We start from the raw sequence: 22,455 nt of genomic DNA, 5'->3' as shown, positions 1-22,455 counted from the left end.
GTCAGCGGTGTGCCACAGCCGCCCGCCAGAGTGCAATGGCCTGCACATGTTCGGCCACATCATGCGCACGGATGATCTGTACCCCCTGGGCGATTGCTGCCAGTGCCACAGCGACCGACCCAGGCGCGCGATTTGCGGCATCGGGCGCGCCGCCCAAGGTGCCAATGAACCGCTTGCGCGATGCCCCCAACAAAACCCTGACGCCCAGTCCGTGAAACAGGCTGAGCCGGTTCAACAGCGCCAGATTGTGATCCAGCGTTTTGCCAAAACCGATCCCCGGATCGGCGATGATGTTGCTGCGCGGCACACCTTGCTCTTGCAGCCATGCGATGCGGTCAGCCAGAAAATCATAAACGTCCAGCAATACGTCATCATAGCGCGGATCATTCTGCATCGTCTGCGGATCCCCCTGCGCGTGCATCACGCACACCGGCACACCGCGCGCGGCACAAAGCGGGGCCAATTCAGGGTCAAAGGTGAACCCGGACACGTCATTGACCACGCTCGCCCCCGCATCCAGCGCAGCCTGCGCCACAGCCGCCTTGCGCGTGTCGATGGAAATGGGGCCTGAGTGTCCCGCCGCGCGCAGTGCACCGATCACCGGTGCCGTGCGCGCGATCTCTTCTTCGACATGCACAACTGCTGCCCCCGGCCGTGTCGACTCACCGCCGATATCAAGGATATCCGCACCGTCCCCCGTCAGGGATTGCCCGTGTGCAACCGCTTTGGCCAGCGTGTCGTGGCGGCCACCATCCGAGAAACTGTCGGGTGTTGTGTTCAGGATGCCCATAACCTCCGGGCGATCCCACGGCCCTTCAAACCGGCTCAGGTCATCCTGCGACATTGCACTGACTGGCAAAACTTCGGGCGGCGCGTCGCGGGACAGAACCTCGACATGGGAAAACCAGCACCAGCCACAGACAACCGCATCGTCGGGTCGCGCCGGGCCTACCTGCATCAACGGACGCACATACCGCATGGGATCAGAGCCGCGTCTGGCCGACGGGTACCGCGCGCACAGTCACGGGCGCGCTTTCCGGTGCATCCGCGCCAATAACCAACATCTCGCGCGCGTCAAATGTGGCCGCAAACCAGCAGGCCAGCGCCACCGCATCCGCGCCCTTGGCAGATGGACCATCCACCGCGTCGAGCACAATTTTCGACGGCGCCCAGATACAGATCTGCCCGTTGCGCATGGCCCAGTCCAATTCCGTCCGCGTGTCCACCACCTTGCAACGTCCGTCCCGCGCCGCCAGTACCCAGGCGTTTTGCTCGATGGCCAACAGATCGACTCGCCGTTGCGCCAGCGGATGCCCCGCCTCGGGTGCCACACTGTCCGCCGGTCCCACGCAAAAGATCAGCGGGCGGCCCATCTGTTCCAACTGATCTATCCAGCCCCCCAGATGCGGTGCCGCGATAGCGTCGTTTGACAGAAATACCAATTCAGGGTGCGGCGCGTCCTCTTCGATTGCATCGACATCAACGGGGCGTGCCGCCGTGCGGCTGCGCACAATCTCGACACCTAAGGCACCCGGACCACGGTCCAGCTTTTCCACCCGCACAAAGGCCCGCATCGCTTGCGGCTCAAGCAGAATGCGGTCGGCCACCCGTTCGGCCAGCGTCTCGAGCAGGTTGAGCCGCTCGTCGGCCAGTTCAAACGCAATCGCTTCGGTGACCTTGTCATAGCTCAGAATACGATCCACGTCGTCGTCGATGGGGCCGGTCAGCGGGCGCACTTCAACCACGATGTTGAAACAGATGCGTTGCGTCACACCCCGCTCGGCCTGAAAAGCGCCGATCTCTACTTCGACGGTGTGATCACGCACGGAAATGCGGTCCAACGGACCAGCAGTTGCCGTGGCTTCGGACCGCTCGGACGGGTGCGCAAAAGCAAGACGGATTTCAGACGTCATGTGACATCACCCTTTGCAAGAAGAACTCGACGGTCGTTCTAGCGCCCGTCCGGCATATGCGACAGGGCCAAAGACGCCGTCTGGACGCGCGAAAACGTCAACGGCCAGGCCGTCTGATCTCAGTTGGACGCCGTGCGGAACGTGTGCCGGTAAAAGACATGCACGCCGATGGCTGCGGTCTTGGTATAGACCCTGCTCCACTTCGGGCGCACGGCCGTGGTGTGGTAATGCGTGGCACCGTTCGTCAGATCAGGCGCACGACCGTCCAACACGGTGCGCGCGACCTTACCCACTTGCGCAAAGGCGCGCGGCTCGTGGATCGTTTCAGGCGCGCCATCACAGGTGTAGGTGAACTGGCACTGATACTTGCGGCCCGTGCCCTGGTTGATCACACCGCAAACAGATGACGGAAACCGAGCACTCTTGACCCGGTTCATGATCACTTCGGCCACCGCAAACTGGCCCTTGACGGTTTCGCCCCGCGCCTCGAAATACAACGCCTCGCTCAGGCACCGCCACTGCGGGCCACCATTTGCCTTGGGCTGTGCATTCAACCAGCTGCGGGTCAGCGTGACACCCTTGGGCGCTTGAGGTGCTGTCACCAGGTCGTTCAAACGCGGCGCGGGCACCGCGTTCAGCCCGCGTTCTTCCGCCTTGCGCAGCGCGTCGGCGGTGCGGCTGCCCGGCGTCTCAGCCGCAACAAAACCAGCCGTACACGCAAAAAGAGACAGCGCCGCGACGCTTTTCAGAAACCGTTGCATGGAAACCCCAGGATCATGTCAATCCGGGCCAAGTAGTGAAAAAATGCCGCTTCGTCCAGTTTTCGCCCGGTTTCTGTGCACATATCCGCCATGCACAGGCGTATGCGCCCACGCCAAAACACCCGTCTCACCACAAAATATGCGCAGTTCTACCCGATCTTGTGGCCGATCGCCAATTGCGCTGCGGCTAAACGCGCCACCGGCACACGGAACGGAGAACACGACACATAGTCAAATCCCGCGTTCCGGCAGAAGGCGATTGATTCGGGGTTGCCCCCGTGTTCGCCACAGATCGACAAGGTGATGTCAGGCCGCGCGGCGCGTCCGCGTTCCGACCCCAGCTGCAACAATTCCCCGACACCTTCGATGTCCAGCGAATGGAACGGATCTTCGACAAAGACCTCTTGGCGCACATAGTCGGACATGAACCGCCCGGCGTCATCACGGCTCAGACCATAGGTCATTTGCGTCAGGTCGTTTGTCCCAAAGCTGAGAAAGCTGCAGTGTTGCGCAATTTCGCCTGCACGCAGTGCCGCGCGCGGCGTCTCAACCATGATGCCCAGCCGATAGGTGAACTCGGCCCCCATCTCTGCGGTGACCGCCGCCGCAATGGCGTCGATGCTGGTGCGGACCAGTTCAACCTCGCGTTTGGCACTGACCAGCGGGATCATGATCTCCGGCACAACCGCATCGCCATCGCGGCTGGCCTCGACCGTCGCCTCAAAAATGGCCCGCGCCTGCATCTCGTAAATCTCGGGAACGGTCACGCCGAGGCGCACACCGCGCAGGCCCAGCATGGGATTGTATTCCATCATCGCCTCGATCCGGCGCGTCACGTCCGACAAAGGCAGGTCAAGCGCATCTGCCAACTCGCGCTGGCCATTCCGGTCGGTTGGCAAAAACTCGTGCAAAGGCGGGTCAAACAGGCGGATACAGACCGGCTGGCCCTGCATGATGTTGAACAACTGAATGAAATCCGCGCGTTGCATCGGCAGCAACCGGTCCAGAACCGCCCTGCGGTCATCGCTGGTCTCGGCAAAGATCATCTCGCGCATGACCGTCAGGCGGCCGGCTTCGAAAAACATGTGTTCGGTTCGGCACAACCCGATGCCTTGCGCCGCAAAATTGCGGGCGGTTTGTGCATCAGCGGGCGTGTCGGCATTGGCGCGGATGTCGATATCGCGCTCTGCGTCGGCCCATTCCATGAGATCCTGAAACGCGTCGTCTAACGCCGCCTCTTGCATGTTAGGCGCCCCCAAAAGGATGGTGCCGTTGGTGCCGTCCACTGTGACGATTTCGCCCGCCGGGATGACCCGTCCGTCCTGTGTCACCAACTGGCCGCGACGTGTTTGAAACCGTATGTCGCTGACGCCAACCACACAGGGCAAGCCGATACCCCGGCCTATCACCGCTGCATGGCTGGTGATGCCACCGCGCTCTGTGATCACGGCTTTGGCGGCGTGCATGCCGCGAATGTCTTCTGGCGAGGTCTCGCGGCGCACCAGAATGCAGTCTTCGCCGCGCGAGGCGCTGGCCTGTGCATCCGTGGCCGAGAACACCAGCCGCCCCGTTGCAGCACCCGGACTTGCCGCAATACCGCTGCCCAAGACATTGCGTTTGGCGTGTTTGTCCACCTGACGGTGCAGCAACTCGTTCAACCGGCTGGGTTCAATGCGCATCAGCGCCTCTTGGCGCGGGATGATCCCGTCGCGCGCCAGTTGCACGGCGATCCGCACAGCCGCACGGGAAGACCGGGCCACGCGCACCCCATCAAGGATCCGCAACTGGCCATTTTCGATCGTAAACTCCACCTGCATCTCTTCGCGCAGCTTGGTGCGCATCAGGCGGGCATGATCGACCAACTGCGCAAAGCAGTCTGGCACCAACTCTTCCAGCGATGCGCCGCGCGCATCGCGTGAGATGTAAAGGCTGGACGCATCGCTGCGCAGGGCATCGCGGCCCTGGCTCTGACGCAGATAGCGGCCCGTGATTTGCGGCATGCCGGATTGCGAAGATACCAGTTGCAGAACACCTGCACCGCTTTCGCCCTGCCCGATGCCAAAGGCCATCTGTTGCACGACAAGACCCAGACCCGCATCCGCCGGCGCGCCCTTGGCCTGTCTCAGCAAGCGGGCCGATGTGCCTTCCCAGGCGCGGGCCATCGACTTGAGAACGCCCGCCAATTGTTCGGCGCGGGTCGAAGGAAACGGCACCTCGGTCTCGTCCTCATAGGCGCGCAAGACAGCGGCAATCGCGTCGGTCCCTTCGCCCGCAACATCGTCGAACATGTCCGGGTCCAGACGGTCCACATGTATCGCGTAAGACTGCACAAAGCGCGTATACAGTGCAGAGGCCGCATCCGTCCCCAACGTGCCGCACAAGACCTCATAACGCGCGTCGTTCATGCCAATGTTCAGGATTGCGGACGGCCCACCCCAATCCGGGTCCTCAGAGGACGGCCGCACACAGAGAAGCGCATCCACAGGAAACTGGCTGAGGATCGCGTCGATGTCGGGCAAATGACCGCTGGCAATGGCGTAAACCGCGTCAAAGGACAGCGCCACAGTTGTCGGCACCGGCAAATCCAGCCGGGCCAAGCGTTGCAGACATTTTGCACGGCCGCCATGGGTACCAGTGGCAATCGGGGCCGTCGGGGTCACCAGCGTGGTGTTTGGGTTATTCTGCACTGCGGCGTTCCTTTCGCGCCGCAGCATAGACACTACCGTTGACGTGACAAGCGTAGATGTCTGCGAGGGGTGATCAGGGGGGCCAGCCCCCCCGGCGCTTTTGCGCCGCCCCCCGAGGTATTTGAAGCGAAAGGAAGGGTTAACCCTCGATCTTGGTCAGGTCTGCCACGGACAGGCACAGCGTGCGGATGCGGCTGAGCAAGTTCAGCCTGTTGCGGCGCACCGTCTGGTTGTCGGTGTTGATCTGGACGGCCTCGAAAAACCCGTCGATGGGACCACGCAGGCTGGCCATGGCAGACATCGCAGAGGTGAAATCTTGCGAGGCCATCGCAGGCGCAATCCGAGCCTCAGCAGCATCGAGCGCCTCGAACAGTGCTTTTTCCTCGGCCTCTTCGGCGAATTTCGCGTCAGCGCCATAGGAGTATTCAACGCCATCAGCCTCTTCGGCCTGGGTGAGGATGTTGTTGGCGCGTTTGAAGCCCTGGATCAGGTTTTCGCCGTCGTCAGTTTTGAGGGTTTCGGACAGCGCGCGCGCCCGTTTCACTAGGAGGGTAAGGTCGTCATTCCCCTCCATCGCGATGCAGGCGTCGATGATGTCGTGTCGGATGCCTTGATCGCGCAGGTAAACTTTGAGGCGATCGTGAAAGAAGGCGCACAGGTTTGGCCCCACGGACGCAATCACCCCTTCGGCGACTTCAATCTGGCGGGCAAACTGTTTGGCTTTGTCACCTGTCTCCGTTTTTTCGGCGGCGCGCCATTGATCCAGTTTCAGGACCACCTGCAACGCGTTGTGAGTCATGCGGTCCAGCGGCACACGCAGATCATTGTCCAGAACCAACCGGATGACACCCAGTGCTGCACGGCGCAGGGCAAAGGGATCCTTGGAACCGGTGGGCTTTTCATCAATCGCCCAAAAGCTTGTCAACGTATCCAGTTTGTCAGCCAACGCGACCGCGACTGAGACGGGTGCAGTTGGCACATCATCCGATGGGCCCAGCGGTGAATAATGTTCTTGCGCCGCAGCTGCGACTGCTTGATCGCCACCTGATGCTTCGATGTAATAGCGCCCCATAAGCCCTTGAAGTTCCGGGAATTCATAGACCATTTCGGAGCTAAGGTCCGCCTTTGCCAAGCGAGCAGCGTTTTCGGCCAGATCAGCGTCCGCACCGACCACCGGTGCCAATGCACGGGCGAGCGTGGCGATACGGCTGATGCGATCCGCTTGGCTGCCCAACTGCCTATGGAACGTCACGTTTTCAAGCGCTTGCGTCCAGACACTCATGTCCGATTTCGCCACGCGCAGATCGTTTTCCCAGAAGAACTTCGCATCCGCCAAACGTGCGCTCAGCACCTTTTCGTTGCCCGCCAGGATTGTCGCACCGTTGTCCGCGGTTTCGCGATTGGCCACGGTGATGAACCGCTCGATCCGGCCCGTTTTCGGATTGCGCACGGAAAAGAACTTTTGATGTTCTTTCATCGACGTCTGCAACACCTCTGGTGGCAGCCCCAGAAAATCATCTGCGATCCGACCCATCAGGACCACGGGCCACTCCACAAGCCCCGCCACTTCGGCCAACAGGCCCGCATCTTCCACCACCTCGAGGCCGCTGGCAAACGCGGCGTTGGTCGCGTCATTCCAGATCGTCTCTGCACGTGTAGAGGGGTTCAGAACGACGTGCGCGCGGCTGAGCTTGATCTCGTAATCCTCGAAGGACACAACAGAAAGCCGGCCCGGCGACATGAAACGATGCCCCTCCGTCGTGTCGCCAAACTGGATGCCGTCGATATCGCCTGAAACCACTTCGGCACCTGCTTCATCCGTCAGAATGCACAGGATCGACTGCAACGGACGCACCCATTTCAGGCTGCCGGTCCCCCAGCGCATCGACTTGGGCCATGGGAAATTGCGCACCGTCTGTTCGAGTACCTCCGCCACGATATCGGCGGCTGGACGCCCTGCTTTCTCGATCACGGCGAACAGCACATTGCCCTTGGGTGTCTCGCGTTCCTCGACCTGATCACGGGTCAGCCTGGCACCGCGCAGGAACCCTTCGATCGCCTTTTCGGGGGCATCGGCCTTGGGACCCTTGCGTTCCTCACGCGTGGTCGGGGATTGCGCCAGCAGACCCTCTACCGTCAGGCACAAACGCCGGGGCGTGGTAAAGGCCGCAGCCGAACGATAGGTCAAACCGGCCTCTACAAGACCGTTCGTGACCAGCTTTTGCAGGTCCTCGCCTGCGCGTTTCTGCATCCGCGCCGGGATTTCTTCGGAGAAGAGTTCGATCAAAAGGTCAGGCATTATTCGGTGTCCCGTTTCGGGCATTCTTCGCCCACAATCGTGCCGTCATAGGCTTTTTCGCCGCAATCGTTCAGCTCGTGCCAGATATAGCCGCGCCCGTCCTCGGTGATCGCGACAATCCGGTCCACGCCGAAATGCACGTTCTTCTGGCCGAGAAATGTCAGCGCAGTTCCTGCATCAATCTCTGCGCCCAGCGCTTCGGCGTCAAAGCACTCGAACCAGGGCGGTGCGTTTCGCGGTGCGACAGGTTCGAGACCGACAAAGGTCTCGGTCAGCATGGCCAGCGACGCGTCTGTCTCGAAGCAAGCGCGGAACCGGATCGGCGAGCTGTCAGCGTCGATGGCCTGCAATGCCTGCACAAGCAGCGGCTCGGGCGAGCCGGACACTATCGACACCATTTCAATCTCGTTCGGGACGTCAAAATCCACGTCCTCGTAATAGCCATAGACTTGCAGGTAATAGAGACCTGCACCCGCGATGATGCCAGTGAGCACGAGGACAATTCCTATGATTTTACCATTCATGCGTCTTGCCCAAAGCAAAGGACGTTGCCGTCCGGATCGGTCACTTCAATTTCACGCATGTTGTAAAATGTGGTTTCCGGGCCTTTGAACGGTTGCTGCAGCGTGGTCAGCTTGGCGATCATCGCATCCAGGTCGGGGCAGTAGAAATACCCGCGCCACCCGTCCCAGGCCGCTTCCGGCCCTTCCCAGCTGTGCAGAAAGACGCGCGCGCCGCCGGCCACGAAGATGCCGAAGCCGGTCACCGGTTCACCCGCCTCGTTCACCACGTCGAACCCCAGCACGTCCATATAGAATGCTTTGGCCCGCTGATAGTCAGAGACGCGCAACACAGGGGTCGCGTTGAGATAGGTCATGCCGCGTCCTCGGGGCGCCAGCCCCCGGCCCGCGTTTGCACAAAGGCGTCGGCGCATTGTTTGGCCAGCGCCCGCACGCGCCCGATATAGGCCTGACGTTCCGTGACAGAGATCACACCGCGCGCATCCAGCAAGTTGAACATGTGCGACGCCTTGATGCACTGGTCGTAGGCCGGGTGTGCCATGATGATCCGCTTGCCCGTCTTGGGGTCGACATGCTCCTGCGCCAGGATTTTCTGGCATTCCGCCTCGGCCTCTTCGAACTGGCGCAACAGCACGTCGGTGTTGGCCACATCGAAATTCCAGCGGGCGTATTCCTCTTCGGTCTGTTTGAAGATGTCGCCATAGGATAGCGGAATGGGCGTTTGCGGGTCGTTGAACGGCATGTCCATGACGTGATCGACGCCCAGAATATACATCGCGAGCCGTTCCAGCCCATAGGTCAACTCTCCCGAGACAGGGTGGCAATCATGCCCGCCAACCTGCTGGAAATACGTGAACTGCGACACTTCCATGCCGTCGCACCACACTTCCCAACCCAGGCCCCACGCACCCAGTGTCGGACTTTCCCAGTCATCCTCGACAAAGCGGATGTCGTGCAGGGCCATATCCACGCCAATGGCCGCAAGCGAGCCGAGGTACAGCTCTTGCAGGTCCGGCGGGCTGGGTTTGATCAGAACCTGGTACTGATAGTAATGCTGAAGCCGGTTGGGGTTTTCGCCGTACCGCCCGTCCGTGGGTCGTCGCGATGGCTGCACATAGGCTGCAGCCCACGGCTGATCCCCCAGCGACCGCAGGGTCGTGGCGGGGTGAAAGGTGCCTGCCCCAACTTCCATGTCGTAAGGTTGCAAAATAGCGCAGCCTTTCGTCGCCCAATAGGTCTGTAGCCGCAGGATGATTTCTTGAAACGAACGCGGGGTCGAAACGGTGTCGGACATGGGGCAAGGACCTTTGGCAGATGCGCGCCTTTCCTACGTCTCGCCCCAAGCGAGGTCAATTGCGCGCGATGTCTCTTTTTGGGGGTATTCCCCCATTTTCATTGCAGCGGTTTCCTGCTTATCCTTAGCCGCAGAAAAACAGGCACAAAGACCAATTCAAGGGGAAGTCGGGTGATGATCAAAAAGCTGGTATTGGCGTGGGCTGTTCTGGTGATGACGGTGGGGCTGTCCAGAGCTCAGGAAGAAGCCGTGTGGATCCAGGTCGAGGCACAGCCAAACCTTGCCACTGCCACCCAACGCGCCCGCGACTATGCCGCCGCATTGCCGGACGTGAATGGGTTTTCGCTGGGCGGCGGTTGGTACGGTGTGGCCCTGGGCCCCTATGCCCGCACGGATGCGGAACAGGTGCTGCGCGTCTACCGGTCCGAAGGCGTGATCCCCCGCGACAGCTACATCGCGCTGTCCTCCAGCTTTCGCCAGCAATTCTGGCCCGTGGGTGCCAATGTCCTGAACCGCGGCGTCGTGCAGGCACCGACCGGCACAACGCCCGCACCCGCCCCTGAAACGCCCGTGGTGGAAACCCCGGCCCCGCCCCCGCCCGACGAAACACCCGCACAGGCCCAGCGCAGCGAACGCCAGCTGTCTCGCGCAGAACGCGAACAGCTCCAGATCGCGCTGAAATGGGCGGGCACGTACCAGGGGGCCATCGACGGTGCCTTTGGACGCGGCACGCGCAACTCCATGGCCGCATGGCAGGAACGCAAGGGCTTTGACGTTACTGGCATCCTGACGACCAAACAGCGAGCTGTCCTGCTCAAGGACTACAACTCGGTCCTTGATGGACTGGGTCTTGAGACCGTGCGCGACGACACTGCTGGCATCGAAATGATGCTGCCCACGGACGTGGTGCAATTTGACAAATATGAATATCCCTTTGCGCATTACACATCTTCGGGTCAGATCGAGGCGACCGTGCTGCTCATCAGCCAGGCAGGTGATCAAACCACGCTCTTTGGCCTCTATGACATCATGCAGACGCTGGATGTGGTGCCACTGGACGGCCCGCGCGAGCGCAAGAATTCCTCCTTTGTGCTGGTCGGCGAAGACGCCAATCGCGTGTCCGAAACCCGCGTTGCGCTGGAAGACGGGATGATCAAGGGCTTTACCCTGATCTGGCCTGCGGGGGACGAAGAGCGTCGCACACGGCTGATCGATGAAATGGAAAAAAGCTTCGTCCGCCTCGCCGGTGTTATCCCACCCGAGGCCAGCACCCCGGAACAGGCCGTCGACCTGATCTCAGGCCTCGAAGTGCGCAAACCGCGGCTGTCGCGGTCAGGCTTTTTTGTAGATCGGCGCGGCACGGTGCTGACCACCGCAGAAGCGGTGCAAAGCTGCACGCGCCTGACGTTGGACACGGAAACCGAGGCCGAACTGGCAGTTCTTGATGACGCGCGCGGCGTTGCTGTGCTCAAACCCACAAGCGCGCTTGCTCCGCTGGCGGTGGCCCGGTTCAGCGACCGCGCCCCGCGCCTCAACTCCGAGGTGGCGGCTTCTGGCTATAGCTTCGAAGGTGTGTTGGGCGCGCCGTCCATGACCTTTGGCACCCTCAGCGACGTGCGCGGGTTGGGTGGCGAAACGGATCTCGCGCGGCTGACGATGGAGACCCTGCCTGGCGACGCCGGTGGCCCTGTGTTGGACAGCGGCGGCGGCGTGCTGGGCATGCTGTTGCCAGAGGCACAATCCGGCCGGGCGCTGCCCGATGGTGTGCGGTTTGCACTGGACCGGGAAACCCTGCAGGACGTATTGGCGCAGGCCGGTATGGCCGCAGCCATCACCAACAGCGGCACCCCCATCGACCCCATTGATCTGTCCACCGAAGCGACGGGCATGACCGTGCTCGTCAGCTGCTGGGACTGACGGCAATTCGTTAAAATTGGGCGCATGAACCTGGTGGCCGTTAGCCTCGTGTTAACGGCAAGATCAGCATTGTGACACCGAGGCGTGGGAGCGCTGTCAATGTTTTCAGTGATCGGAGTGTGTCATGTTCAAATCTATTCTCAAAACCGCCGCGATGGTGGCAACCGTCGGCATGGTTATGGCCCCGGCCGCACCGGTACAGGCCGCAGTGGCAAAACCGCCCGTGTCCTATCAGGGCCAGTGGTGGGTTCATCCGCTGGGCTGTGAATACAGCCGCGCGGGCCGGCCTGGCGAAACGATGTGGTTTTTGATCGTGAACACCCGGAAAAAAGGTTGCCCAGCCTATATCGCCGGCAACACCTGGGGCGGCATTTACCGCGCTGAGGGTTCCAAATCCTGAGCCAGGGTTGGGGGCTCTGCCCCCGGCCTACGGCCTCCCCCGAGGTATTTTGGGCGAAAGGAAGATCGGTTTAGCCCGTGATGTCTGGCGTCAGATAGATCAAAGTTGGGCCATCGGCGTCAAAGGCCGCGCGGACAGTGTCTTGCATATCTGTCAGTGTCTGAGGTGCTGCGGCCCGTGCGCCAAATGCCTCGGCGAGTTTGCAGAAATCTGGGTTGCGGGCGATGACCGCATTCGGTGCAATCTGGGCGCGCACCATGCTTTCCTCGATCTCTTTGAGCTTGCCGTTGTCCCAAAGAATGATGGGCAATGGCAGGCCAAGTTCCACCGCAACGCCCAGTTCCTGCATAGTGTAGTGAAAGCCGTAATCCCCGATGATCGCCATCGTGGGCAGACCTTTGCGCGCAATGGCGCCGCCAATGGCCGCAGGCGTTGCATAGCCCAGCGTGCCGAACCCCGTCGGGTGGTGCCAATGGCCGGGACGGTCCATGTCCCAGACCTCTTTGGCGGTGTAGGCAAATTGTGTCATGTCAGAGTAAATCATTGTGCGTTGGGGCAGGCAGTCGCGCAGCGCGTCACACACCGGGACGATACCGGGACGTTCGGCGTTGACCTCTGCGCGCCAACGGCTGCGGAAGCCTGCCACCAAATCCGCCGACCAGCTTGATGCCGGTTTCCCCGTCATGTGGGTCGCCAGATAGGCCAAAACCTCAACACCATCCGTCAGCAATCGCGTGTCCTGAGGGTGCGCGCGCGCAAGCACTTCGGGGTCGATATTGATATGGATCGCGCCGGGACGGTGGCCCGCCGTTGCGCGCCACAGATCGCCTTCGGATAGGTCGGTGCCCAGAAACACCACGCAATCGCTGGCATCCAGCAGCTTGGCGCTGTCGGGTCGGGCAAGATGGGATCCAAAGCTGAGCGGGTGGTCGGGCGGCACAAGGCCACGACCGGCATAGGTGGTAAACGCAGCCGCACCGCAGTTGTTCAGCACGGCTTGAACCGCCTGCTCAAGGCCAGGCATCGCGACTCCGCCCCCCAGGACGAACAACGGGCGTTCGGCGGCCATGAGGCGTTTGGCGATGTGACCAAGTTGCCGGGTATCAATGCCCGGTGGTGCAGTACGCGGTAACGGCACGATCACGAACTGGTCGGGCTTTGGTTGCGCGTGATCCGGCCTGTGTCGCACAGCGGGTGCCGCCTCCGCTTCGAGCTGAGCAATCGGGACCTGAATGTGTTTGGGACGTTTGCGGCGGGTGGTAAACTCTGTCAGCGCCCGGTCTACCAGCTGATACGCCGCTTCAGCCGTCCGCGCCTCTTCGGACCAGTCGCAAACCGTCTCAGCCGCCGCGCGTTGGTCCTTCATCTGATGCAATTGCCCGCGCGTGGCCACAGTTTCATCGAGACAAGACGACAACACCAGCAACGGTACGGAATCCGAATAGGCCTGCCCCATCGGCGTCATGATATTGCACAGGCCCGGCCCCGTGATCACATAAGCCACCCCCGGCTTGCCGCTTGCCCGCGCGTACCCGTCCGCCATGAACCCCGCACCCTGTTCGTGGCGCGCAAGCACGTGGGTGATCCCCGCCTCTTCGATGCCGCGGTACATTTCCTGATTGTGGACACCCGGAATGCCAAAGATCACGTCGACACCACGGTCCTTGAGCATATGTGAGATTTGCGCACCCAGCGGGCGGGTTTGGGTCATCAGGCTCTCCAGAATTGCAGGGTAAACATCACGTAGACGGCCATCAGTTCGAGCCGCCCAATCAACATGGCCGCAGAAAGCAACCACTTGGCCGTATCATTCAGCCCGGCGAAATTGCCCGCCGGACCGATCTCATCGCCCAGACCGGGGCCGATATTGGCCAATGCCGTCGCAGCCCCGGACAGCGCTGTGACAAAATCCAGCCCTGTCATGGCCAGCCCAACAGCCAGCAAACCAAGCGTGACCGTGAAGAACATGAAAAACGACATCACCGAATTCAGCACGTCCTCGCCCACCGGGCGCCCGGCATAGCGGGGCGTGAAAATGCCATGCGGGCTGCGTGTCTTTTGCAGTTGCGCGCGGATCGAGGCAAAGAGAAGCTGGTAGCGGAACACCTTGATCGAACAGGCGGTGGACCCCGCGCAGCCGCCAATCAAACCGGTGAAAAACAGAACCGTAACCGCGAAACTGCCCCACTGCATATAGTCTGCATTCGCATAGCCGGTGCCAGTCATCAGCGAGACTGTATTGAACAGCGCCGTCCGCACAGCACCCTCGCCCCACGCGCCTGTCTGCCACAGGTTCCACATCGCAATCAGCGAGACGATGCAAAACGCCGTGACCAGAAACACATGGATCTGCGTGTCGTACAGCAACGGGCGCGCGGTGCCCGCGCTCAACTGCACAAACCGTACAAAGGGCAGCGCGGCCAGGATCATGAACATCGTGGCCACGTAGGACGCGGCTGGCCCAAAGGCCGCAAACGAGGCATCGTAATTGGCAAATCCACCCGTCGCGATGGTGGTCATCGCATGCACTGTGGCGTCGAAACTGCCCATCCCCGCCGAGATATAACAAAGGGTGCAAATCAGCGTCAGCGCCACGTATATCACTGAAATTCGGCTTGCGATCTCGGTGGCACGCGGCAGGATTTTCCCAAAGGTATCAAACCCTTCGGTGCGGAAAATCTGCATGCCCCCCACACGCAACTCGGGCAGGAACACCATCGCAACAACGATGATGCCAATCCCGCCCAGCCATTGAAGAATACCGCGCCACAACAACAGCCCCTTAGGCAGGTCGTCCAGCCCCGAAAAAACTGTGGACCCCGTTGTTGTCAGGCCCGACATGGCCTCAAAAAATGCGTCGACGAACCGGGCCTCGGTGGCGCCAATGACAAATGGCAACGCGCCAAAGATCGGCAATGCCAGCCAAACGCCTGTCGTCAAAAGGAACGTCTGCTGGATGGTCAGACCTTCGCGCACGCCATTGGCGCAGCTCAACGCGATCATGCCCCCAGTCAGGATGGTGATCAGCGCGCTTTCCGCAAAGACGGGCCAGTGGTCGCGCCCCTCAGCCAGGTCAACCAGCAGGGGCAGCAGCATCGCAATGCCAAGCACCGCAACAAGCAGGCCGATCACATATCCAACTGGGCGCAGATCCATCATTGCGCCCAGCGTTGAAGCCCTATCGCGGGGGTGTCAAGCCGCCGCAAAGCAGCCGTTGCGGCAAATCTTTGCACCCCGCGCATGGCAGGGTGCGAAAGCACAGTTCAGATGTGCATCAGGTCGCGGAACACATAGGCCGGGATGTCTGCACGGCGCAGGTTCATCGCCTGAAGCTCTTCGTCGGACTTGGCGTTCAGCGTCTCAATGCGCTGCATGCGCGCGTCCATTGCCGCCGACACTGTCAGGGCGCGGCTGACCATTGTGAAAAAGTCGGAAATGCTGTTCCAGACAGTGTTCAGAACAGATGTGTTGGGGTGTGTGACATAGGCCATCGGATACCTCGTGGGTTTAGAATTTCATGTCCTCCCGATGCCTTAAACATAGAATGCCGCAGTGCAGAATACCAATGCCCATCCTGCATGGCGGGGTTGCAGTGACCGTGTGAACACTTTGTTTACCTTGGATTTCCAATCCCGGCACATCCGCTCAACTGCACAATGCAAAAGGCGCGCCCAACAGGCACGCCTTTGTCTCTCACACCAACAGTGGTCGCGGTTCAGCCCACGTGGAACAGCGTCGCGAACATCTTGGGATCGATGCTGTCATTGGCAAATGTCTCGCCCTCGATCAGGACAGACACCGCGTCATGGCTGTGCAGGCTTTCCTGATGGCTTGCGACCACCCGGAAATCACCCACGCGCACATCTGCCAGCAATTGCTCACAGAACAGACGCGCCGCATCCTCGACAAAAATCGGGTTGGCTGCGTTCAATTCCGCAAATGCCTGCTCGTCCTCGCGTTTGACCATCACCTGCGTCTCGGTCGGCACCGCGCGGCGGCACGCCTCGATCAGGTCCTCGAACCACAGCACGTCGGCATCATCATCCAGAACCACGGACACCCGCGCGACCGACCGCTGCGAATGCGGCGTGGCCAGTTGCCCACGCGTGGCACGCGCATGTTCGGACAACTCCAGCGAACAGGGGCAGGTCGACGAATAGACATAGTCGAGGTGCATGATCTTTTTGCGCACGCCCGCCTGTTCGACCAGTTCCAGCGCGATGTCATAGTACTGATACCCCGACAGGCCCGACCGCAGGCTTTCCACACGCATCGGAAACGAGAACCGCATCTGGATGCGCGCGTCAAAGCTTTCGAGGTCGCTCTTGTAGTCGTCCAGCGCCGCCTCGATCACCTCAAAGCTGAATGTCTGATCCGCGTGTTTGTAAAACGACCGCATGATCCGGGACATGTTGATGCCCTTCTTGTCCGCCTCAAGGCTGACCGTGCCTGTAACCGACGTCTCTAGCGTCAGCGCGTCGCCCGACCGGGTCTGCACCCGCAGCGGCAGGCGAAAGTTCGAGATGCCGACGTGCTGGATCTGCTGCTTGGCGCCACGGATCAGGCTGGACGGACCGTTTTGCAGGTCAGGCAGCGTGTCCTTGTACTCACCATCCACCTTGAACTCGGACGGATAGGCGCGCGCAAAGGACGGATAGTCCACCGCGTCTCCGCCCGGCACCAGTCGTGCCACGGACGGGTCCAGCTCAAGAATTTCGGTTGTCGAGGCGGTTTTGGCCCAGCGGCGCAGCACATCCAGTGCGGCCTCGGCGTCATCGCGTTCGGGTATTGAGGTAATGTCGGGCGTATGAATGTTCATAAAGTAGCCCCCCTTTTTGTCTGCGTGTGGTGAGTATGTAAGCCACCCCACCACACATTTCCAATATTGCTAACGATTACGTGTGGAACTGCAACTTGGATGACAAATAGTTTGGACTGTTGACGGCCCGTGTCACCACGGGCCAAATTGGCATTATACTGCCTTTTCCAAGGCTTGCAGGACGTCCGCCACCAGATCATCCGCATCCTCAATGCCCACCGACATGCGTACGAGGCCGGGCCTGATGCCCAGCGCGTCCTTCTGGTCTTGCGGCAAACGTTGGTGCGTTGTGGTCGCTGGATGGGTCAGGATCGACTTGGCATCGCCCAGGTTGTTCGAGATCACCGGGATCGTCAGCGCATTGAGAAAGCCAAAGGCCGCCGCCTGCCCGCCCGCTAGATCCAGCGACAGAACCGTGCCGCCCTTGCCGCCCAACTGGCGTTGCACCAGATCGTGCTGGGCGTGCGAGGCATGACCCGGATAGATCACCCGCGCCAACGCGCCATGTCCCTGCAACGCCTCGGCCAGTTGCAGCGCCCCGGCCGCCTGCGCGCGCACCCGCAGGTCCATGGTTTCAAGACCTTTGAGCATCACCCAGGCCGTGAATGGCGACATCGATCCGCCCGTATGCTTCATGTACGGCTCGACCGTCTTGCGGATAAAGTCGCGCGTGCCGAGGATGATACCGCCCAGCGCGCGGCCCTGCCCGTCAATGTGCTTGGTCGCGGAATAGATCACGACATCCGCACCCTGCGCGATGGCATTGGAAAAGACCGGCGTGGAAAACACGTTGTCCACCAGCACGGTCGCACCCACCGCATGGGCCAGCTCTGACACAGCGGCAATATCCACCACTTCCAAAGTGGGGTTCGAGATGCTCTCGAAGAATACCGCGCGCGTGCCTGGCGTGATCGCCGCGCGCCACTGGTCCAGATCGGTGCCGTCGACAAATTCCACCTCGACCCCGTAGCGGGTCAGCACCTCTTCGAGCACGTATAGGCAAGACCCAAAGAGCGCCCGCGACGACACAACCCGGTCGCCCGCCTTGAGCATCGACGTCAGCGCACCCGACACCGCCGCCATGCCCGACGCAGTGGCAAATCCGTCCTCTGCCCCTTCCAGCAGCGCAATACGTTCCTCGAACATGCGCACCGTCGGGTTGCCATAGCGGGCATAGATGAACTCATCCTCGCCGGCCTCTTCAAACCGCTGTGCTGCGGCCTCTGCACTGTCGTAGACAAACCCTTGGGTGAGAAAAATCGCCTCGCTGACCTCACCATATTGACTGCGGCGCGTGCCGCCATGCACTGCGCGGGTCCGCGCATTCCAATCCTCGGACATCACTCTCTCCGTCATGGGCCTGAAATGGGGTCAGGCCACAAAAAACCCCCAGACGCGGGTCAAGCGAAAGGGGGGCTTTCATCCTGACCTTTTAGCGGAATTTTCCGACACAATGCCCATGGGCACCGCCGGTGTGGCCCGCAATCCGGTAACAAATCGCCACGGGTCAGGGGATACGCAAGGCGGTGTGGCGCGTCAACACCGTCACGGTGCTGTAACTTTAAATTCATCCGCGCGTCATACGCCTGACCCATATGGGCCCCACTAGATGTGGTAGGAGGTGGTGCAATGCCGATCCTGAGACTGAACGCAGGGCCCGAAGGGCTCCGCCTGCATGGCTCGCCCGCTTCGGCACGGTCCGCCCTCGCAACCGCGGCCTGCGGCACGGGGCCGATCATCATCATGGTGCACGGTTTCAAATATGACCCGGACACGGTGCGGTTTTCGCCCCATACATCCATCTTTGCCCACGCCAAGCACCCGGACCGCGATGGTGACGTCCAATGGCTGCGGCACCTGGGCTTTGGCGCGGGCAACCCGGACGAAGGGCTGGCGGTGGCCTTTGGCTGGCGCGCGCGCGGCAACCTGTGGCGCGCCGTCCGCTCGGCACACGCCGCCGGACGCCATCTTGCAGAGGTCATCGCCGACCTGCACCGCCGCGCCGCACAGCGCCCCATCCACGTCATCACGCACTCCATGGGGTCCGAGATTATCTTTGAGGCGCTCCAGACCCTGCCCGCGCACAGCGTCCAACGGATCATCACCCTGACCGGCGCATCCTATGCCAGCCGCGCTCAGCAGGCGATGACCACCGCCGCCGGGCACACCGCCGAGCTGATCAACATCACCAGCCGCGAAAACGACCTCTTTGACTTTGCATTCGAACGCCTGATCCCCGCGCCCCACCCCAAAGACCGCGCAATGAGCGCGGGCCTCACACTTTCCAATGCGGTGACCGTGCAACTGGACTGCCTGCGCACCCTGTCCCTGCTCACGGGGTTTGGCGGCCACATCGCACCACCACAGCGCCGCGTGTGCCATTGGTCCGGCTATACCCGCCCCGGCGTGATGCGGTTTTACGCCCACGCCCTGCGCCGTCCCGACGCCGTGCCGCTCGAGGCCCTGCGCCTTGTGCTGCCGGCAACGACAGCGCCCAGATGGTCACGCATCTTTGCACGTCCGACCCTGTCCCTGCCCTTGCCCAGCGCGCACAAAACGGCATCATGACCCCGCACCAAGGGGACCCCCATGATCGACCTGTATTTCTGGCCCACGCCAAACGGATGGAAAATCTCCATCGCTCTCGAAGAATTTGAACTGCCGTACCAAACGCACCTGATCGACATCGGCGCAGGGGATCAGTTCAAACCCGACTTTCTGAAAATCGCGCCCAACAACCGGATGCCCGCCATCACCGACCCCCATGGCCCGGACGGCGCGCCCATTTCCCTCTTTGAAAGCGGCGCGATCCTGCAATACCTGGCGCGCAAGACCGGGCGGTTCGGCGGCGCCACCGAACGCGACCGCATTGCAGTGGACCAATGGCTGATGTGGCAGATGGGCGGCGTTGGGCCGATGGCCGGGCAGACGCACCACTTCCTGAAATACGCGCCACAAATGGGCCACGACATTCCCTACGCCAAGGACCGCTACCGTGGCGAGACATCGCGCCTATATGGCGTACTCGATCGGCAACTGGCCGACCATGAGTATGTGGCGGGCGACTATTCGATTGCGGATATGGCAATCTGGCCCTGGGCATCCCTGTGGGAGGGTCAGGAACAGACGCTGGACGACAAACCGCACCTTGCGCGCTGGCTCGACGCTGTGGGCAACCGCCCCGGCGTTCAGGCGGGCCGAGCGTTGCACGCGGACAAACGCAAAACCACCCATGACAAGGACAGCCAGGACCGCCTGTTCAAACAAAAGGGGTAAAGAACCGGGGGCGCAGACGCTTCAGGCGTCTTCGTCCTCTTCTATCAAGTATCCCTGCAAGCTGCTGAACTGCCAAAACAAAAAGGCCATCAGAGCAATAGGGAAGCCAAAGGTCTCGATCTTGACCCATACATCCGTCGACATGGTGCGCCACACCAGTTCGTTGGCAACAGCAAGGCCCGCAAACATCATGCACAGCCGCCGGGTCAGGATCATCCAGCCCTCATCCTGCATCGGCATCGTGTCTTTCAACACATAGGCCAGCCAGCTCTGCCCGCGCAGCAACCCGATGCCAAGCAACAGCGCAAACAGCCCGTAGACAATCGACGTCTTCATTTTAAAGAACCGCTCATCATTGAACCACGCGGTAAGCGCGCCGAAAAAGACGACCATAAAGGCCGTGAAAATCTGCATCCGGCTCAACTTGCCCGTCAGCGCCCATAGGACCGCCATCGCAATCAGCATGATCGGCACAAAGATCAACGTGGCCACGATGAACCCGGAGTACTCGGCCCCGCCCATCACGTAGGTGTTGTCGCGGATGCGCAGGTAGATCAGGAAAAAGACCAGCGGCGGGCCCAGTTCCAGAACTTGTTTGAGGATCGGGTTAATGTCGCGTGCGTTGCTCATGGATGCCTCTTATCCGCCCATCTCGACGATCACCGCGCCCAGCGCGATCAAGGCCATCAGGGCAATTCTGCGCGGTCCTACCGTTTCTTTCAGCACCAGCCAACCAATAATGGCGGCAAAGACAGTCGAGGTCTCGCGCAGGACCGCCGCCTCGCCCACCTTGTCCAGCCGCGTGGCCAGCATGATCGCCCCGAATGACAGCGGCGCCACCAGCCCCCCTGCCAGCCCGCGCAGCATCAGCGGCCCGATGTCGGGCCGGTCCGTCATGCGCCGCCAGCGCAGGTAGGCAATGGGCGGCATGCCCAGCCCGTCGATCAGGAAAAACCACGCCAGAAAAGTGAACGGGTCGGCCGTCGCGCGGATGCCGTATGCGTCGTAGGTTGTGTAGGCCGCCACAAAAAGGCCCGTCAGAACCGCCAACCCCAGCGCCATGTTCAGCGTGTCACGTTCGGTCTCGAGATAGCGCAGGTTATAGACGGCCAGCCCAAAGATCCCCGACAACAGCACGCCCACGCCCAGCCATTGCACCGCAGTGAAGGTCTCGGAAAACAGGAAGTACGCGCCAATCACTGCAAAGAGCGGCCCGGTGCCGCGCACGACCGGGTAGACAACCGTATAGGCCCCTTTGGAATAGGCCCAGGCCTGCAAGATTTTGTACCCCATGTGGATCAGGAAAACGACGGCAAAGATCGGCCACATATGCGGCTCGGGCCAGGGCACCACGAACAGCACAAAGGGCAGCGCCATCGTGCCATAGGAGATGTCCACCGCGCCGCGCGTCAGCCACGGATCGTGCCGCCCCTTTTGCAGCGCGCCGAACACCGCGTGCAAAAACGCGGCCATGATCGCAAGGCCCAACGCGACCGAATGGCCCGTTTCTGTGCCTTCAATGCTGATCAGCCATTCGGTCATTCAGCATCTGTCCCCGCGGGGACAGCTGGAACCCGTTGTAATCGCGCACTATTCATTTTCGAGGCCGGTCAGTGCGGCGGCAAATTCCTCAGGATCAAAGGGCGACAGATCGTCGATCTGTTCGCCCACACCAATCGCGTGGATCGGCAGGCCAAACTTGTCGGCCAGCGCCACCAGCACGCCGCCCTTGGCGGTGCCGTCCAGCTTGGTCATCACGAGGCCGGACACGTCCGACACCTCCTGAAATACTTTGACCTGCGCCACCGCGTTCTGACCCGTGGTCGCGTCCAGAACCAACAGGGTGTTGTGCGGCGCGCTTTCGTCTTTTTTCCGGATCACACGCACGATCTTGGCCAGCTCTTCCATCAGGTCGCCCCGGTTTTGCAACCGCCCCGCCGTGTCGATCATCAAAAGGTCAGCGCCATCTGCCTGCGCACGGCTCATCGCCTCATAGGCGAGGCTGGCCGGGTCCGACCCCTCGGGGGCCGTCAGAACCGGGACGCCCGCGCGGTCGCCCCAAACTTGCAGCTGTTCCACGGCAGCGGCGCGGAACGTGTCACCCGCCGCGATCACCACGGATTTGCCCGCTGCGCGGAACTGGCTCGCCAGCTTGCCGATGGTCGTTGTCTTGCCCGACCCGTTGACGCCCACCACCAGCACGACCTGCGGTGTCTGGGGATAAAGCGGCAAGGGTTTGGCCACAGGTTCCATGATGCGCGCGATCTCTCGCGCCATCAGTTCCTTGATCTCCTGCACGGACAGTTTCTTGCCCATGCGACCCTCAGCCATGTTGGCGGTCACGCGCAATGCGGTGTCGACACCCATGTCGGCGGTGATCAGCAACTCTTCGAGTTGTTCGAGCATGTCATCGTCCAGCGTGCGCCGCATGACAGGTGCCGCGTCGCGACGTCCCAACAGACGGCCCAGAATGCCGCGTGAAGGCTGTTTCGGCTCTGGCTCTGGCTCTGGCTCTGGCTCTGGCTCTGGCTCTGGCTCTGGCTCTGGCTCTGGCTCTGGCTCTGGCTC

General features: G+C 61.4%; 20 protein-coding genes. 4 read left to right on the top strand and 16 right to left on the bottom strand.

The features are described 5' to 3' along the window. Position 1: 1 nt before the first annotated feature. The 8 genes from folP to Q0936_RS18035 all read right to left on the bottom strand — a co-directional run bounded on the left by folP (position 2) and on the right by Q0936_RS18035 (position 9,475). Positions 2-979, bottom strand: a complete 978-nt coding sequence (folP, locus tag Q0936_RS18070) for a dihydropteroate synthase (RefSeq protein ID WP_299297500.1) — start codon at positions 977-979, stop codon at positions 2-4. Between the two features lie 4 nt (positions 980-983). After that, on the bottom strand, positions 984-1,913 hold the full coding sequence (locus Q0936_RS18065; RefSeq protein WP_299297501.1) for a dihydroneopterin aldolase: 930 nt from the start codon (positions 1,911-1,913) through the stop codon (positions 984-986). Between the two features lie 119 nt (positions 1,914-2,032). Continuing rightward, positions 2,033-2,674 carry a cell wall hydrolase gene (locus tag Q0936_RS18060; protein WP_299146243.1) on the bottom strand — a complete coding sequence of 214 codons (642 nt, stop codon included), beginning with the start codon at positions 2,672-2,674 and terminating at the stop codon, positions 2,033-2,035. Positions 2,675-2,823: 149 nt separating this feature from the next. Beyond that, positions 2,824-5,388 (bottom strand): putative PEP-binding protein, encoded by a 2,565-nt coding sequence (locus Q0936_RS18055; protein ID WP_299146242.1) that lies wholly within the window; start codon positions 5,386-5,388, stop codon positions 2,824-2,826. 112 nt (positions 5,389-5,500) lie between these two features. Beyond that, entirely contained in the window at positions 5,501-7,660 is a 2,160-nt protein-coding gene (gene glyS, locus Q0936_RS18050) for a glycine--tRNA ligase subunit beta (protein WP_299378331.1), read from the bottom strand. After that, positions 7,660-8,184 carry a DUF6446 family protein gene (locus Q0936_RS18045; RefSeq protein ID WP_299297125.1) on the bottom strand — a complete coding sequence of 175 codons (525 nt, stop codon included), beginning with the start codon at positions 8,182-8,184 and terminating at the stop codon, positions 7,660-7,662. The genes glyS and Q0936_RS18045 overlap by 1 nt, the downstream gene beginning before the upstream one ends. After that, positions 8,181-8,537, bottom strand: coding sequence for a glyoxalase superfamily protein (locus tag Q0936_RS18040; protein WP_299297128.1), 357 nt, complete (start codon positions 8,535-8,537; stop codon positions 8,181-8,183). The genes Q0936_RS18045 and Q0936_RS18040 overlap by 4 nt, the downstream gene beginning before the upstream one ends. Continuing rightward, entirely contained in the window at positions 8,534-9,475 is a 942-nt protein-coding gene (locus Q0936_RS18035; RefSeq protein WP_299297129.1) for a glycine--tRNA ligase subunit alpha, read from the bottom strand. Before Q0936_RS18035 ends, Q0936_RS18040 begins: the two co-directional genes overlap by 4 nt. A 174-nt stretch (positions 9,476-9,649) precedes the next feature. Here Q0936_RS18035 and Q0936_RS18030 point away from each other — a divergent pair, with 174 nt between their 5' ends. Next, positions 9,650-11,392 (top strand): serine protease, encoded by a 1,743-nt coding sequence (locus tag Q0936_RS18030; RefSeq protein WP_299378328.1) that lies wholly within the window; start codon positions 9,650-9,652, stop codon positions 11,390-11,392. Between the two features lie 124 nt (positions 11,393-11,516). Then, on the top strand, positions 11,517-11,792 hold the full coding sequence (locus Q0936_RS18025; protein WP_299146236.1) for a hypothetical protein: 276 nt from the start codon (positions 11,517-11,519) through the stop codon (positions 11,790-11,792). A gap of 70 nt (positions 11,793-11,862) precedes the next feature. Here Q0936_RS18025 and Q0936_RS18020 read toward each other — a convergent pair whose 3' ends face one another. The 5 genes from Q0936_RS18020 to metZ form a co-directional block, all read right to left on the bottom strand. Next, a complete protein-coding gene (locus Q0936_RS18020; RefSeq protein ID WP_299293452.1) occupies positions 11,863-13,503 on the bottom strand; it encodes a thiamine pyrophosphate-binding protein in 1,641 nt (546 codons plus the stop codon). Next, entirely contained in the window at positions 13,503-14,951 is a 1,449-nt protein-coding gene (locus tag Q0936_RS18015) for a TrkH family potassium uptake protein (RefSeq protein WP_299293455.1), read from the bottom strand. The genes Q0936_RS18020 and Q0936_RS18015 overlap by 1 nt, the downstream gene beginning before the upstream one ends. Before the next feature lie 104 nt (positions 14,952-15,055). Beyond that, a complete protein-coding gene (locus Q0936_RS18010; protein WP_299146233.1) occupies positions 15,056-15,283 on the bottom strand; it encodes a hypothetical protein in 228 nt (75 codons plus the stop codon). A gap of 224 nt (positions 15,284-15,507) precedes the next feature. After that, positions 15,508-16,611 carry a GTP cyclohydrolase FolE2 gene (folE2, locus tag Q0936_RS18005; protein WP_299293458.1) on the bottom strand — a complete coding sequence of 368 codons (1,104 nt, stop codon included), beginning with the start codon at positions 16,609-16,611 and terminating at the stop codon, positions 15,508-15,510. A gap of 153 nt (positions 16,612-16,764) precedes the next feature. After that, entirely contained in the window at positions 16,765-17,952 is a 1,188-nt protein-coding gene (metZ, locus tag Q0936_RS18000; RefSeq protein WP_299293463.1) for an O-succinylhomoserine sulfhydrylase, read from the bottom strand. Positions 17,953-18,240: 288 nt separating this feature from the next. On the opposite strand from metZ, the gene Q0936_RS17995 reads away from it, so the two are divergent. After that, positions 18,241-19,179 carry a DUF726 domain-containing protein gene (locus Q0936_RS17995; protein ID WP_299293466.1) on the top strand — a complete coding sequence of 313 codons (939 nt, stop codon included), beginning with the start codon at positions 18,241-18,243 and terminating at the stop codon, positions 19,177-19,179. Between the two features lie 21 nt (positions 19,180-19,200). Beyond that, positions 19,201-19,887 (top strand): glutathione S-transferase N-terminal domain-containing protein, encoded by a 687-nt coding sequence (locus tag Q0936_RS17990; protein WP_299293469.1) that lies wholly within the window; start codon positions 19,201-19,203, stop codon positions 19,885-19,887. A 21-nt stretch (positions 19,888-19,908) separates the two neighbouring features. On the opposite strand, the gene Q0936_RS17985 is transcribed toward Q0936_RS17990, so the two are convergent. From Q0936_RS17985 to ftsY, 3 genes are all read right to left on the bottom strand, one after another. Next, a complete protein-coding gene (locus Q0936_RS17985) occupies positions 19,909-20,517 on the bottom strand; it encodes an inner membrane-spanning protein YciB (protein WP_299293472.1) in 609 nt (202 codons plus the stop codon). A gap of 9 nt (positions 20,518-20,526) precedes the next feature. Then, entirely contained in the window at positions 20,527-21,429 is a 903-nt protein-coding gene (locus Q0936_RS17980; protein WP_299378325.1) for an EamA family transporter, read from the bottom strand. Between the two features lie 48 nt (positions 21,430-21,477). After that, positions 21,478-22,455 (bottom strand): signal recognition particle-docking protein FtsY (ftsY, locus tag Q0936_RS17975; RefSeq protein ID WP_299296462.1); only part of this gene is annotated, 978 nt, incomplete at its 5' end.

The organism is uncultured Tateyamaria sp., from assembly GCF_947488715.1.
Lineage (GTDB): Bacteria > Pseudomonadota > Alphaproteobacteria > Rhodobacterales > Rhodobacteraceae > Tateyamaria.
The sequence above is the reverse complement of the archived record's forward strand: the minus strand, read 5'-3'. Positions and strand labels throughout refer to the sequence as shown.

Excerpts from the sequence above, each read along its gene's own strand:
- Q0936_RS18055 (WP_299146242.1), bottom strand. The coding sequence starts at position 5,388 with ATGCTGCGGCGCGAAAGGAACGCCGCAGTGCAGAATAACCCAAACACC.
- Q0936_RS17995 (WP_299293466.1), top strand. The coding sequence starts at position 18,241 with ATGCCGATCCTGAGACTGAACGCAGGGCCCGAAGGGCTCCGCCTGCAT.
- Q0936_RS17990 (WP_299293469.1), top strand. The coding sequence starts at position 19,201 with ATGATCGACCTGTATTTCTGGCCCACGCCAAACGGATGGAAAATCTCC.
- folP (WP_299297500.1), bottom strand. The coding sequence starts at position 979 with ATGCGGTATGTGCGTCCGTTGATGCAGGTAGGCCCGGCGCGACCCGAC.
- Q0936_RS18045 (WP_299297125.1), bottom strand. The coding sequence starts at position 8,184 with ATGAATGGTAAAATCATAGGAATTGTCCTCGTGCTCACTGGCATCATC.
- Q0936_RS18040 (WP_299297128.1), bottom strand. The coding sequence starts at position 8,537 with ATGACCTATCTCAACGCGACCCCTGTGTTGCGCGTCTCTGACTATCAG.
- folE2 (WP_299293458.1), bottom strand. The coding sequence starts at position 16,611 with ATGAACATTCATACGCCCGACATTACCTCAATACCCGAACGCGATGAC.
- glyS (WP_299378331.1), bottom strand. The coding sequence starts at position 7,660 with ATGCCTGACCTTTTGATCGAACTCTTCTCCGAAGAAATCCCGGCGCGG.
- Q0936_RS18020 (WP_299293452.1), bottom strand. The coding sequence starts at position 13,503 with ATGACCCAAACCCGCCCGCTGGGTGCGCAAATCTCACATATGCTCAAG.
- Q0936_RS18030 (WP_299378328.1), top strand. The coding sequence starts at position 9,650 with ATGATCAAAAAGCTGGTATTGGCGTGGGCTGTTCTGGTGATGACGGTG.
- Q0936_RS18065 (WP_299297501.1), bottom strand. The coding sequence starts at position 1,913 with ATGACGTCTGAAATCCGTCTTGCTTTTGCGCACCCGTCCGAGCGGTCC.
- Q0936_RS17985 (WP_299293472.1), bottom strand. The coding sequence starts at position 20,517 with ATGAGCAACGCACGCGACATTAACCCGATCCTCAAACAAGTTCTGGAA.
- Q0936_RS17980 (WP_299378325.1), bottom strand. The coding sequence starts at position 21,429 with ATGACCGAATGGCTGATCAGCATTGAAGGCACAGAAACGGGCCATTCG.
- Q0936_RS18060 (WP_299146243.1), bottom strand. The coding sequence starts at position 2,674 with ATGCAACGGTTTCTGAAAAGCGTCGCGGCGCTGTCTCTTTTTGCGTGT.
- Q0936_RS18035 (WP_299297129.1), bottom strand. The coding sequence starts at position 9,475 with ATGTCCGACACCGTTTCGACCCCGCGTTCGTTTCAAGAAATCATCCTG.
- Q0936_RS18010 (WP_299146233.1), bottom strand. The coding sequence starts at position 15,283 with ATGGCCTATGTCACACACCCCAACACATCTGTTCTGAACACTGTCTGG.
- metZ (WP_299293463.1), bottom strand. The coding sequence starts at position 17,952 with ATGTCCGAGGATTGGAATGCGCGGACCCGCGCAGTGCATGGCGGCACG.
- Q0936_RS18015 (WP_299293455.1), bottom strand. The coding sequence starts at position 14,951 with ATGATGGATCTGCGCCCAGTTGGATATGTGATCGGCCTGCTTGTTGCG.
- Q0936_RS18025 (WP_299146236.1), top strand. The coding sequence starts at position 11,517 with ATGTTCAAATCTATTCTCAAAACCGCCGCGATGGTGGCAACCGTCGGC.